We start from the raw sequence: 13,181 nt of genomic DNA on the forward strand, positions 1-13,181 counted from the left end.
GTCGGTGGCGACCGGACGTTGCCAAATTGTTTATTTGAGCAGCTTCATCATCTTGTTTAAAAAGCTCTTGACCCCTGCCGCAGATGCGGCTTCCGTCGGCTCCTGCCCGCTGATGAAGCGGGTCACTAAATCCTGAATACCGCGCGAGGCCGAGGAATTCGGAAAAGCAACCGTAAAGGGAATTTGCTTTTTCACCGCTTTAGAAACGCTGTTATCGTCATCGACGTAGCCAAGCGTCGGAATATCCAACTGCAGGAACTGCTTGGCGACCAAGCTGATTTTGTCGGCGGTTTGCTTGCCTTCCTTCAAATCGGTCACGCGGTTGATCACCAGCCGGAACGGAACCTGATGGCCCATCGAGTTGACCATTTTGATAATCGCGTAGGCGTCCGTTATCGAGGTTGGCTCCGGTGTCGTAACAACAATGGTTTCTTCGGCGGCCAGGATAAACTTCAAGGTCTCTTTAGAGAGACCGGCGCCCGTGTCAAAAATAATAAAATCGACGTAGCCGTTCAGCTGCAACACCTGCTCGGCGAAATAATCGAGCTCCTCTTCGGTCAACCGCAGCAAGTCGTTGAAGCCAGACCCTCCGGCGATAAACTCCAGATCGTTGTAGCCCTTCTGGATAATCTCCCAGATCGTCTTCTGCCGTTTCAGCAGGTGATACAGATTGTATTTGGACGAAATCCCCATCAACACGTCGATGTTGGCCAGACCAATGTCGGCGTCGAATACGAGCACCTTGTAGCCCTGAGCCTGCAGCGTGAGCGCAAAGTTCAGCGTGAAATTGGACTTGCCGACGCCTCCCTTGCCGCTGGTTACGGTGATGACCCTGGTGGCCTTCGTCCCTTTTTCACTCTGGATTTGTACCAGGTTCCGCAACCCCTGTGCTTGATCAGTCATGATCTCGATCCTCCAATAACAGATCAATGATTTGCTTTTCGTCGATCTCGGAAATATCGTCCGGGACGCTTTGACCGTTCGTAACGTAGGAAAGCTGCAACGAGAAGTCATGAATCAAATTCAGGATCGAACCATATGAATCGGTTTCGTCCATCTTGGTGAACAATACCTTATCCAGCTTGAATTTATTAAAATTGTTCGTGATCGCCCGCATATCCTTGTATTTGGTCGTCAGGCTGAGCACGAGAATCGTTTCGCTTTGTCCTTGCGTTTTGAGCAGTGCATTCAGCTCGGACACGTACATTTCATTGCGGAAATTGCGACCGGCCGTATCCATAAAAATCACGTCGCAGCCTTCCAGCTGATGAAATGCCTTCGCCAGATCCTGCGGTGAAAAAACGACCTCTATCGGTACATTCAAAATCGTGGCGTACGTTTTCAACTGCTCGATTGCGGCAATCCGGTACGTATCGGAAGTAATAAAGCCTACTTTACGCTGAAACTTGAGCACCTGCTCCGCGGCCAGCTTGGCAATCGTCGTTGTTTTGCCGACGCCAGTCGGGCCGACGAAATGAACGACGCGCGTCTCGGTAGATATGCGCTTGTTCGCTCCGGTGACCAGCAGCTCGCGCAGTTGGCGACGAATCGAGCTTTGCACCGCCTCATCGGTAATCGGCTCCTCCAGCTCGGCAGCCTCCTGCTGCACCTGCGCGATCAGCGACTCGACAAGCGCAACGTCCACCTCTTGATCGAGCAGCCGGCGCTCCAGCCGTTGCAAGGGCTCCGGGAGCTCCGGAATCGCATTCGCTGACAACGTCAGCTTGCGCATCATTTCCTTCATCTGCTTGATTTCTTCAAGCAGCAGCTCCTCTTTCGGCTTGGCTGCCACGGCAGCGGTCGCGACCGCGGTCTGCGCCGTGGTGCCGGACGACTGCGTAGGGGTCGAAGCCTGTTGGGCTGCAGCGTATACCGCGGCGAAAGCCGACGGCGCCGGAACCGGCTCCTTGGCCAGTACCGGGGGGGCGGCCGGCTCCTTTTTCACCGGAATCAGCACATCTGGCACGTCGGGAAAATCCGAACGCCGCTCTTGATCCAAGGTCGCCACAGCCGCGGGACGCTGCTGCGGGACGATCGGCTTGAGCGGCGATGGTTTGGCTTGTGAAGCGGCTGCACCGGAGCTCGAATCAGTCGCTGCAATGACTTCGATCCGCTTCTTGCCGAACAGCCCGAGAAAACCGCCGGAACGGATTTCCTTCGTATTTAAAATCACCGCGTCTTTTCCCAGATCCGAGCGAATTTTTTGCAGCGCATCAGGCATGGAATCAACCACGTATCGTTTTACTCTCATAAATTGACTACCCCCATGCTTTGAATTTCAACGCTTGGCTCCAATTCGCTGTAAGAAAGCACCGGAACATCCTGCATCGTCCGCTCCAGCAGTTGTCGCAAGTACATGCGGATCGTCGGCGACGTCAGAATGACCGGCTGCTGCCCGGATTGAATCAGCTTCGAAATCTGCTCGCTAACGCGGTGGAAAATAATTTGTGATGAAGACGGATCAAGCGCAAGATAGCTGCCTTGATCAGATTGCTGCACGGACTCGGCAATTTTTTTCTCAACCGAAGGCCCAACCGTAATCACCTTGAGCGAGTCGCCTGTAGCCGTATATTGCTGCGTAATTTGCCGCGACAGCGCCTGACGAACATATTCGGTCAAAATTTCCGGATCCTTCGTATAAGAGCCGTAGTCGGCCAGCGTCTCGAGAATCGTCACGAGATCGCGCACGGAAATTTTCTCCCGCAGCAGCTTCGACAGCACCTTCTGCACATCGCCGATATTCAGCACTGACGGGATCAAATCGTCGACCAGCGCCGGATACGCTTCTTTGACGTTTTCAATAAGCGCTTTCGTCTCTTGACGGCCGAGAAGCTCGTGAGCGTGACGTTTGATAACCTCGGTCAGATGCGTGGCAACTACAGACGGCGGATCAACTACGGTATAGCCGGACAGCTCTGCGCGCTCCTTCGTCGCTTCGTCTACCCAGATCGCCGGAAGACCAAAGGCCGGCTCTGTCGTCTCGATGCCGGAAACGGAATCATCGTCAAAGCCCGGACTCATCGCCAAATAGTGATTAAGTAACAATTCGCCGCGAGCGACCGTATTGCCTTTAATTTTGATGATATATTCATTCGGTCGAAGCTGAATATTATCGCGAATTCGAATCACGGGCACAACCACGCCAAGCTCAAGCGCGCATTGGCGGCGAATCAGAATGATGCGGTCGAGCAGATCGCCGCCTTGCTGGGAATCGGCCAGCGGGATCAGACCATAGCCGAACTCGAATTCAATCGGATCGACCTGCAGCAAGCTGATGACACTTTCGGGGCTGCGTACTTCCTCGATTTGCTGCTCCTCAACCAACTGTTCATCCTGCACGGCCTTGCGCCGCAAATTCATCTGCATCCGGTAGGCCGCAAACGCAAGCAAGGCGCCGATCGGATACGTCGTATACCAATGGATCGGCGTAAAGGTTCCGAGCAGCGCCAGGGTACCTGCTACGATATAAAGCAGCTTGGGCTGCGCCGTAATCTGGGAAGTGATGTCGTGACCGAGGTTGCCTTCTGAGGAAGCCCGGGTCACGATAATGCCCGCCGCGGTTGAAATCAACAGCGCCGGGATTTGGCTGACCAGACCGTCGCCGATCGTCAGTACGGAAAACGTCTGTCCAGCCTCACCAAACGACATGCCCTTCATCGTGACCCCGATAATCAAACCGCCGAGCACGTTAATGATCAGAATAATAATGCCGGCGATGGCATCGCCTTTGACGAATTTACTTGCACCGTCCATCGCGCCGTAAAAATCCGCTTCGCGCTCAATCTTCTGCCGGCGCTCTCTGGCCTGCTGCTCATTGATCAAGCCGGCGTTCAGGTCGGCGTCGATACTCATCTGCTTGCCGGGCATAGCATCCAAGGTAAACCGTGCCGCTACCTCGGCAACACGCTCAGAACCTTTGGTGATAACGATAAACTGCACCAATACGAGAATCAGGAACACGACGAAGCCCACGACGATATTGCCTTGAGCGACGAAGGAACCAAAGGTTCTGACCACGTTGCCGGCTTCGGCATGAGCCAGAATGTTCCGGGTCGTAGAGACGTTTAGCGCCAACCTGAACAAAGTCGTCACGAGCAGCAAGGAGGGGAAAATGGAAAATTGCAGCGCCTCCTGCGTATTCATGCCGACCAGGATAATCATCAGGGCAATGGAAATATTAATGATCAGTAAAAAATCGAGCAGCGGAGTCGGTATCGGTACAACCATCATCAGCACGATCCCGATCACGCCTACGAGAACGATCAAATCTTTCATTTTCATCCGGATGTACCTCCTCTCTCCTGCAATTAACTGGAGCGTCCCTTCACTTTATATACGTAGGCCAGCACTTCGGCAACGGCTTGGAACAGCTCGGCGGGAATCGACTCCCCAATCTCGACCTGTGCGTAGAGCGCCCGCGCTAGCGGCTTGTTTTCCATAATCATAACGCCATGCTGTTTGGCGGTTTCCCTGATTTTCAGGGCGATAAAATCGGTTCCTTTGCCTAACACCGTGGGCGCTTGCATGCGGCCGGCATCGTATTGAATGGCCACTGCGTAGTGCGTCGGGTTCGTAATGACCACGTCCGCCTTGGGAATCTCCTGCATCATCCGCTGCATCGCCATACGGCGTTGCCGTTCGCGAATCTTGCCTTTAATAAGCGGGTCGCCCTCGCTTTTCTTATATTCATCCTTGATATCCTGCTTGGACATCTTGATGCTTTTCTCGAATTCGTACTTCTGGTAAATGTAATCGAAAATCGCAATCACGACGAGAATGAGTCCGATTTTAACGCCTAATGAAAGCGTTATGGAAGCAATGTAGGAAAAGGAGTGCTCCAGGGGCGTATGTCCGAGCACCAGCATCTTCGTTTTGGCGCCCCATAGCGTCGTGTAGACGACGTAACCGATGACAAGCAGCTTGAGCGTCGACTTCAAGAAGTCGATCAGCGTTCGCATCGAAAACATGCGCTTGAAGCCTTCAATCGGATTGATCTTGCTGAATTTCATCATCAGCGGCTCGCCGGTAAACATCAAGCCGATTTGCAAATAGTTGGCCAATACCGCAATAACGACGGTTAAAATAAACATCGGCGCCAGCAGCTGCAGCCCCTGCATTACCAAGTCCGCAAACAGCGTTCGCACGTTGCCGACCGTAACATCCATCGTCAGCTGATTTTGCAGCACGTGCTGAAACAGCTTCACGGTCCTTTCCTTCATATAACCGCCAAACATGAGAAACAGCAAAAATGAAAAAAATAAAATAAATGCAGCAGGCAAATCGGCGCTTTTGGCGACCTGGCCCTTTTTACGGGCCTCCTGCCTTTTCTTTGGCGTGGCCGGTTCGGTTTTTTCGCCGGCGAATAACTGTAAATCAAGCTGCAAGCGATACGGTACCACGGGACTCCTCCTGCCTACGGCGGGGTTTGCTGCGTGCCTGAAATGATTTGCAGCAGCTGCTCCATCGTTTTGAACATCGATTGGAACAAACCGCTAAACAGCGACAGCAGTTCTGGAAACAAGAGCACCAGCATCAAAAAGCCGAGAATCAATTTCAAGGGAACGCCTACAACAAAGATATTGAATTGCGGCGCAACCCGCGTTAACAGGCCCAAGCCGAGGTCGGTCAAAAACATCGCCGCGACGACGGGAGCCGCCAGCTGAAACGCCAGGTAAAACATCGTGGAAAACGATTTGAACAAAAAATCGGAAATTTGTCCGCCATAGATGCGAGCAAACAATTCATTGTTCAGCGGCACCCACTGATAGCTGTCCAATATTGCCCGAATCAGAAAATGATGACCGTCGAATGACAAAAACAGCAGCATGGCGATCATGTATTTCAGATTGCCCATCATCGGAGATGAAACGCCCGTCAGCGGATCGATGACGTTGGCAATGCTGAGCCCCATCTGCAGATCCATGAATGAGCCGGCAATCTGCACAATCGTGAAAAACAGATACGAAATGAATCCCAACAAGACGCCGATCAGAATCTCGCGGATCACCAGCAGCAGATACTGCGTGTCGAACGTAACCGCCTGTTCGGCGCCCATTCCGGTAAAGGCAATCAGCGACAAAAAAACGGATAAGCCAATTTTCATCGTATTCGGCACGTTTTTGGCGGATAGGATGGGCACCACGACAAAGAACGATGTGATTCGACAAAAAACAAGCAGAAGTGTAGGCCAAAATTGAAAAAAGAGTTCCATTTCGCTCACAACCTAACCGACAAATTTGTAAAGGTTGTTCAGCAAATTGTAGGTGAAGTCAACAAGCGTATTCAAAATCCACGGACCAAAAATCAAAATCGACAGCAGTACAGCGACAATTTTCGGAACAAACGCCAGCGTCTGCTCTTGAATTTGCGTCGTTGCCTGAAAAATACTGATGAGCAAACCGACGATCAAACCGATGACCAGCATCGGAGCGCTTGCTTTAAGCACCGTGTATACGGCTTCGCCGGCAATACGTATAACGAATTCCGAACCCATGTTTAGTGACCTCCGCTTTGGGATCATGTACTATAGCTGATCAGCAATGACTTCACAACCAGATACCAGCCGTCCACGAGAATGAACAGCAATATTTTGAAGGGTAACGAAATCATTACCGGCGGTAGCATCATCATGCCCATAGCCATCAGGGTACTGGAGACAACCATATCAATGACGAGAAACGGAATAAAAATCATAAAGCCCATTTGAAACGCCGATTTCAATTCGCTAATCGCATAGGCGGGGACGAGCGTGGTCAAGGAAATATCGTCGACTCCCGATGGCTTCGGCGCTTTCGTATAGTCCAGGAAAAGCTTTAGATCCTTCTCACGCGTATGACTGAACATAAATTTTTTAATCGGCGTTGCCGCTTGCTGCAGCGCAGCCGTTTGTGTAATGGAGCCTTTCAGGTACGGCTGAAGCGCTGCCTGATTGATTTCGCTCAAGGTCGGCGACATGATGAAGAACGTCAGAAAAAGCGCAAGACCAATCAACACTTGATTCGGCGGCATTTGCTGCGTTCCCAGCGATGTTCGGACGAACCCCAGCACGATAACGATCCGCGTAAAGCTGGTCATCAGCACAAGAATCGATGGCGCCAGGCTGAGAATGGTCAGCAGCAGCAGAATGGAAACTGTGCTGGACGCTCCCGCCGTTCCGCCGGAGCCGATGTTGACACTGACGCCCGGGATCGGATCGGTGGTCGGCAATGGATCGGCCGCCCACGCAGTTGCAGACAGCAGGAAAACCGACATCACAAGAAGCAACGGAATCAGTGCCCATTTATAATTCTTCATTCGTCATTCAACCGATCTTTTTGGTTTTGATCTGCCAGCCATTGCTCAACATTTTTGTTGCGGTTCGACACCTTGTTGAGCTTGTCGCGAAATACGTTTTGGAATGAAGAAGTAATTTCGACATCCTCCTCCACGTCTTTTTTGCGCTGAGACAGCTTGCCAAGCCATTTGCCCATCGTTAGCAGCCCGTTTGCTTCTCCGTCATCCACGGTCAGCAGCGCGGTCACATACGCGACCTCTTCGGCGTCATTGATTTTATCCAGCAGCTGAATATTGTCGCCGACGCCAACGATCAGCAGCGAGTGGCCGATTTCCACGACCTGGATCGATTTGTTCTGACCGAGCGGAACCCCTCCCAGTGATCGAATCGGCTTGCCGAAAAAAGAGCTTTGGTTTCTGCGGCCGAGAAAACGGATCAAAACAAAAAACAAGGCAATAATCAAGATGAGAAACAGGATGACCTTGCCGATCATCTGCAAGGAGTCCATCGTGCTCATCGCCGGCAAATCCGGCGTAGCAGTGCCAGATTCGCCCTCGGCGGCCCAACTGACGGCCCCGTGGGCCAGCGATGCTGCAAACAAAAGCGACAATGAAAACGGCCATTTGGCTTTGAGTCTTGTCAAGGTCCACATCCCTTTCGGTTTATGTAAGACTCAGGCCGAAATACGGGCGGTTAACCCAGAGTCTTTTTAATCGCTTCGATAACGCGGTCCGCTTGGAACGGTTTTACGATAAAGTCCTTTGCACCGGCTTGAATCGCGTCGATAACCATTGCTTGCTGGCCCATCGCGGAACACATGATGACTTTGGCGTTGCCGTCCAGCTTCTTAATTTCCTTCAAAGCAGCAATACCGTCCATTTCCGGCATCGTGATATCCATTGTGATCAGATCCGGCTTCAGTTCTTTGTATCTTTCCACAGCTTGATTGCCGTCATTGGCTTCACCGCATACCTCATATCCATTTTTGGTCAAAATATCACGGATCATCATACGCATAAATGCTGCATCATCAACAATAAGAATTCGGTTAGCCATTAGTAAACAGTCCTCCTAGGATAATAAGTTATTGTAACTTCTGAATTCGTTCCCACTGATTCACAATATCAGTGACGCGAACCCCGAAGTTTTCATCGATGACGACGACTTCGCCTTTGGCAATCAGCTTATTGTTCACCAAGATGTCCACCGGCTCGCCGGCCAGCTTATCCAGCTCGATAATGGAACCTTGGGAAAGCTCCAAGATGTCTTTGATGACCTTATGCGTTCTACCTAATTCTACTGTGACCTTTAAAGGGATATCCAGTAGTAAATTAAGGTTCGAGTCGTCCGCATGCGCCATCCCGCCCGATTGCAAATTGCCGAATTGCACCGGCTGTACGTTTACATTGCGGTTAGGCATGCCGTAGTTTGCAGGCGGCTGCTGATACATCGGCTGTTGCGGCGGATACATCGGCGGCGGAGCCATTGGAGGCTGCTGTTGATACATAGGCGGCTGCTGGTACATCGGCTGTTCATACATCGGCTGCTGATAAGCGGCAGGCGGTTGCTGATAAGCCGCTGGCGGCTGCTCGTACGCTGGCGGGGCCATCGGTGCTGCTGCAGGTGGCGCTTGATGCGACTCTTGACGCGGCGGCGCAGATGGTGCAGGAGCGGCTGGCGCCGGTGCGGGAGCGGAATCACCGGCTCCACCAAGCAAAATCGACACCATATCCCTTGCGAAAGTGACGGGAAGCAGCTGCATGATGTTGGAATCAATAAGGTCGCCAATCGTCAGTCGGAACGATATCTTAATAAATACGTCTTCGTTGGGTAATTTTCCTTCTCCTTGCGGTAAATTCAGAATATCGATGCCGGGAGGAGAAATATTGACGAATCGATTAAAGATTGTGGACATGGAAGTAGCCGACGAACCCATCATCTGATTCATCGCTTCCTGAACGGCGCTTATGTGAATCTCCGTCAAATCGGCGAACTCGCCGGTTCCGTCGCCCCCCATCATCAGATCAGCAATCACTTGTGCGTCGCGGACTTTAATGACGAGAAGGTTGATGCCGTCAAAGCCGTCCACATAGTTGACGTGAACCGCGACATGCGGCTTGGGAAACTCCGCTTGCAGCTCCTCTTTGGCAATGACGGAAACCTTGGGTGTCGTAATATCGACCTTTTTGCCCAGAAGCGTAGACAACGCCGTTGCTGCACTGCCGAAGGTGATATTGCCAATTTCGCCAAGGGCGTCCTGCTCCAGAGAAGACAAGTAATCTTCTACGCGGGGCGGCCCTTGAGTCGAAGATGCGGAACTGTCATCCGACGTTTGCCGCAGCAGGGCGTCGATTTCTTCCTGCGACAAATAATCTTTGTTATTCGTCATTCTCTTCTTCTCCTTCGTGTACGATATCGGTAATTTGAACGGCCATTTTCCCTCTCACGGTTCCAGGACTTCCGAGATATTTCAGCTTCTCGCCAACTTTGACTTGAAGCGGGTCTTCAACGGATTTGTGCAGCGGAATAACATCGCCGGCCGCCAGACTTAAAAATTCGCGAACGGAAATTTCGGACTGGCCCAGCTCTGCAATCAGCGGCAGCTTCGCTTTTTCCAATCGCGATTGCAGCGCGTCGACTTCTTCGGGCGCTCTCGTTTTCTTCTGGGAAACAAACCAATGATGCACTGACAGCCGCGGCATAATCGGTTCGATGACGACATGCGGGATACAAAGGTTGATCATCCCGGTCGTATCGCCAATTTTGGTGCTTAGTGAAATCAGCGCAATGGTTTCGTTGGGCGATACGATCTGCATAAACTGCGGATTCGTTTCCAGCGCTTCCAGCCGCGGCGCCAGATCGACGACCGTTTTCCAAGCCTCCTGCAAGCTGTCGAAGGCTCTGCTGAAAATACGCTCCATGACAATCGTTTCAATCTCGGTTAACGCATTGATCTTGGTCGGCGACGTGCCCGACCCTCCCAAAAGCCGGTCCAGCATAGCAAAAGCAACGTTGGGATGAACCTCCAGCACCATTCGACCCTCTAAAGGCTCGGCTTCAAAGATGTTCAAAATGGTCATTTTCGGGATCGACCGAATAAATTCGTCATAGGGCAGCTGCTCAACCTGAACGACGTTGATTTGTACGAAAGTCCGCAGCTGGGCGGAAAAATACGTCGTCAAATAGCGGGCGAAGTTCTCGTGAATACGGGTCAAGCTGCGGATATGATCCTTGGAGAACCGAACCGCTCTCTTGAAATCATAAGCCCTGACCTTCTTCTGCGTCTCTTCCTTTTTGAGCTCCTCGGCATCCATTTCTCCGGAAGACAGCGCAGCAAGCAAGGCGTCGATCTCATTTTGTGATAATACATCAACCATTAGCGTCACCCCCTTAAAGCAACTTCACAAAGCCAGCTAGTTGAACACTTTGTCGGTAATCCAGATTTGCCGGATCTTCCCTTTTTGCAGTAACGGATTGATTTTGTTCATCAGGGTGGACGTCAGCGTATCCGAGCCTTTGCTGCCCTGGATCTGCTCCAGAGTCGTATCGTTCAGCACCTGAACAATTGTGCCCTTTACAGCTGAATCCAGCAGGCTGTCGAACTCTGTTTTGGCATCTGAATCCTCAAGCTCAAAGGCAAAGCTGATTTTAACAACGCTTCCGCTTGTGGCGAGATTCGTCGCAATGTCTTTAATGATCGCGGTATTCGCTTTGACCTCTTCGGCCGTCGGCGGTTTCGTCGGTTTCACGGAAGCTACCGCTTCCTCTGCTTGCTTGGTCGGGTCGCTTGAGGCAGTGCTCTTCTCCATAAAGTTCCACAACACAAAGGCCGCTGTCAGGATCAGTGTAATGGCGATCAGAATGGAAACGACGAGTATAAAAACTTTGTTCTTGAACACTACGAGCCCTCCGTATCCATGGACTTTATTGTTGCCCGAGTCAAACCGATCCCCTGCAAGTAGGTTTGCACTAAGCTTACCACAATTGCTCCCTTTTCGAGAACGGTTATTTTCTTCCCTGTCGTGAGCGTAATCATGGTGTCCGGGGTTTCTTCTAACGATTCAATCAAAAGCGCGTTGACGACAATGGGCTTGCCGTTCAGTCGAGTGAGAGAAATCATCTTTCTCCTCCTGCAAAAAGAGTAGGGGGAGGTTCACTCCCCCTTCTTATCGATCATTAACGCTTCAGGTTGACAACCTCTTGAAGCACCTCGTCGGAAGTCGTGATAATGCGGGAGTTCGCTTGGAAGCCGCGCTGGGCGACGATCATTTCCGTAAACTCTCCCGTCAGGTCTACGTTGGACATTTCCAGCTGACCGGAAATGAGTGCGCCAGTACCCGCTGCAGCGTCTGCCGGGCTAACCAGCTCAATTGCGGAGTCGGCATTGGCGTTTGGCGTCATGCGGTACAGGTTGCCGCCAAGCTTCTCCAAACCAGCCGGATTGGTCACTTTGACCACCGCGATTTTTTGTCCGGTGGGAGCTGATGCGCCTTCGGCGTCAACGCCGATGATATCGCCGTTCTGAGAAATCGAGAAGGCGATGACGTCTTCGCTCAATTGAATCGGAGCGCCATCGACGCCCATTACGTGCAAGCCATCGGCATTGACGAGGTTGCGCGCCGAGTCCAGCGTAAAGTTGCCTGCTCTTGTCAGATAAGGCGTATCGGTTTGATCCGTCGTGCCTACGGCGAAGAAGCCGTCGCCATCGATCCGCAGGTCGGTCGGCACGTTGGTCGTCATCGCGCTGCCCGGTGTAAATACGGTATCAATGGATCCCAAGCTGACGCCGAGGCCAACCTGCTTCGAGTTCACGCCGCCGCGCTGATCGTCAGGTGCGCTGACACCGGCTACCGTTTGGCTCAAAATATCCTTGAACATCACCCGTCCGCCCTTGAAGCCGACAGTGTTGACGTTTGCAATGTTGTTGCCGATTACGTCGAGTTTGGTTTGGAAGCCGCGCATACCGGAAACGCCCGAGTAAAGAGATCTAAGCATTGAGTTTCCTCCGCTTCATTAATTTAGTGTAAGTACATGTGAGCCGCGTCGATCGTTCGGCGACTCTAGGCTTCCTTCACGGGCCAGCCTGTCAAGAAATAATAACTGCACTATCAATTTGCGTAAATACGTGTTCCTTCATGGAATTGCCGTCCAACGCCGTCACGACGGTGCGGTTAGGCACATTCACAATCAGCGCCGTGCCGTTCATCAGCATGAGCGCATCCTTTGCGCCTTTGGCGGAAGCCTTGTCAATAGCCGAGCCCAGCTTGGCAAGCTGCTCAGGTTGAAGCGTAATGCCGCGTTCTTTGAGTCGAACCTCTGCATGATGACTGATTCGAACGATGTGATCCTGAAGCAATTGCTGAAAGGTCGGTTTGCCAGAAGCCGCTGCGGGCTGCTGTATGGATGTTCGTCTCGTCGACGCCGGAGGAACTGCATTAGGATAAAGCTGCCCTATCGATATTCGCTCCGTCATTGGGATTCTCCGGGGTTCTCGATTTTCGAGAGCTGGTCCAGAGAAATTTCCTCTCCTTCCACGTTAGCATACTGATTCCCATCCTTGAAGGTAATGGAATCGACGATTCCCGACTTGGTGCTTCCGTCTGTAGCCAGCCAACTGATCGATTTGCCGATCAGACTGGAAGCCATGCCCAGCGATTGACGCAGCGATTTCATTTCATTCGCCATGTTCGTCAACTGCTCTACCGAAGTAAATTGCGCCATTTGAGCAATAAACTCACGGTCCTGCAACGGTTGCGTCGGATCCTGATTCTTCAGCTGGGTGATCAATATTTTCAAGAAATCGTCTTTGCCCAAGCTATTATTATCCTTCTGCTTGGACTGAGCATTCTTGTTGGTGTTAATGATGTCGGAAACATTGCCGACAACCGGGTTTGTTGCCATAGTTTCA

Annotated in this window: 16 protein-coding genes; all 16 read right to left on the reverse strand. The window is 51.8% G+C overall.

Features of this window, described 5'->3' with window-relative positions:
• Window positions 1–30: 30 nt before the first annotated feature.
• Window positions 31–903 (reverse strand): MinD/ParA family protein, encoded by an 873-nt coding sequence (locus B5M42_RS02950; protein ID WP_134748449.1) that lies wholly within the window; start codon window positions 901–903, stop codon window positions 31–33.
• Window positions 896–2,251: a flagellar biosynthesis protein FlhF gene (gene flhF / locus B5M42_RS02955; RefSeq protein ID WP_134748447.1), complete on the reverse strand. Its 1,356-nt coding sequence runs from the start codon at window positions 2,249–2,251 to the stop codon at window positions 896–898. The genes B5M42_RS02950 and flhF overlap by 8 nt, the downstream gene beginning before the upstream one ends.
• Window positions 2,248–4,281, reverse strand: a complete 2,034-nt coding sequence (gene flhA, locus B5M42_RS02960) for a flagellar biosynthesis protein FlhA (RefSeq protein ID WP_134748445.1) — start codon at window positions 4,279–4,281, stop codon at window positions 2,248–2,250. Before flhA ends, flhF begins: the two co-directional genes overlap by 4 nt.
• 26 nt (window positions 4,282–4,307) lie before the next feature.
• Window positions 4,308–5,399, reverse strand: a complete 1,092-nt coding sequence (gene flhB / locus B5M42_RS02965; protein WP_134748443.1) for a flagellar biosynthesis protein FlhB — start codon at window positions 5,397–5,399, stop codon at window positions 4,308–4,310.
• A gap of 14 nt (window positions 5,400–5,413) precedes the next feature.
• Window positions 5,414–6,211, reverse strand: coding sequence for a flagellar biosynthetic protein FliR (gene fliR, locus B5M42_RS02970; RefSeq protein ID WP_134748441.1), 798 nt, complete (start codon window positions 6,209–6,211; stop codon window positions 5,414–5,416).
• Window positions 6,212–6,223: 12 nt separating this feature from the next.
• On the reverse strand, window positions 6,224–6,493 hold the full coding sequence (gene fliQ, locus B5M42_RS02975) for a flagellar biosynthesis protein FliQ (protein ID WP_134748439.1): 270 nt from the start codon (window positions 6,491–6,493) through the stop codon (window positions 6,224–6,226).
• A gap of 23 nt (window positions 6,494–6,516) precedes the next feature.
• Window positions 6,517–7,293, reverse strand: a complete 777-nt coding sequence (gene fliP, locus B5M42_RS02980) for a flagellar type III secretion system pore protein FliP (protein WP_134748437.1) — start codon at window positions 7,291–7,293, stop codon at window positions 6,517–6,519.
• Window positions 7,290–7,916, reverse strand: a complete 627-nt coding sequence (locus B5M42_RS02985; RefSeq protein WP_167689495.1) for a flagellar biosynthetic protein FliO — start codon at window positions 7,914–7,916, stop codon at window positions 7,290–7,292. The genes fliP and B5M42_RS02985 overlap by 4 nt, the downstream gene beginning before the upstream one ends.
• Before the next feature lie 50 nt (window positions 7,917–7,966).
• Window positions 7,967–8,329, reverse strand: coding sequence for a response regulator (locus B5M42_RS02990; protein ID WP_134748433.1), 363 nt, complete (start codon window positions 8,327–8,329; stop codon window positions 7,967–7,969).
• Between the two features lie 28 nt (window positions 8,330–8,357).
• The gene (gene fliY / locus B5M42_RS02995) at window positions 8,358–9,662 is read right to left on the reverse strand and encodes a flagellar motor switch phosphatase FliY (RefSeq protein ID WP_134748431.1); all 1,305 of its coding nucleotides are present in this window, start codon (window positions 9,660–9,662) and stop codon (window positions 8,358–8,360) included.
• Entirely contained in the window at window positions 9,652–10,650 is a 999-nt protein-coding gene (fliM, locus tag B5M42_RS03000; RefSeq protein ID WP_134748429.1) for a flagellar motor switch protein FliM, read from the reverse strand. The genes fliY and fliM overlap by 11 nt, the downstream gene beginning before the upstream one ends.
• A gap of 36 nt (window positions 10,651–10,686) precedes the next feature.
• Window positions 10,687–11,172 (reverse strand): flagellar basal body-associated FliL family protein, encoded by a 486-nt coding sequence (locus B5M42_RS03005; protein ID WP_134748427.1) that lies wholly within the window; start codon window positions 11,170–11,172, stop codon window positions 10,687–10,689.
• Entirely contained in the window at window positions 11,172–11,393 is a 222-nt protein-coding gene (locus B5M42_RS03010; protein ID WP_134748425.1) for a flagellar FlbD family protein, read from the reverse strand. Before B5M42_RS03010 ends, B5M42_RS03005 begins: the two co-directional genes overlap by 1 nt.
• A 56-nt stretch (window positions 11,394–11,449) precedes the next feature.
• Window positions 11,450–12,268, reverse strand: a complete 819-nt coding sequence (flgG, locus tag B5M42_RS03015) for a flagellar basal body rod protein FlgG (protein WP_134748424.1) — start codon at window positions 12,266–12,268, stop codon at window positions 11,450–11,452.
• A gap of 91 nt (window positions 12,269–12,359) precedes the next feature.
• The gene (locus B5M42_RS03020; protein WP_134748422.1) at window positions 12,360–12,746 is read right to left on the reverse strand and encodes a TIGR02530 family flagellar biosynthesis protein; all 387 of its coding nucleotides are present in this window, start codon (window positions 12,744–12,746) and stop codon (window positions 12,360–12,362) included.
• Window positions 12,743–13,174, reverse strand: a complete 432-nt coding sequence (gene flgD, locus B5M42_RS03025) for a flagellar hook assembly protein FlgD (RefSeq protein ID WP_134748420.1) — start codon at window positions 13,172–13,174, stop codon at window positions 12,743–12,745. The genes B5M42_RS03020 and flgD overlap by 4 nt, the downstream gene beginning before the upstream one ends.
• Window positions 13,175–13,181 lie beyond the last annotated feature (7 nt).

This window comes from Paenibacillus athensensis, from assembly GCF_004514475.2.
Classification (GTDB): domain Bacteria; phylum Bacillota; class Bacilli; order Paenibacillales; family NBRC-103111; genus Paenibacillus_AL; species Paenibacillus_AL athensensis.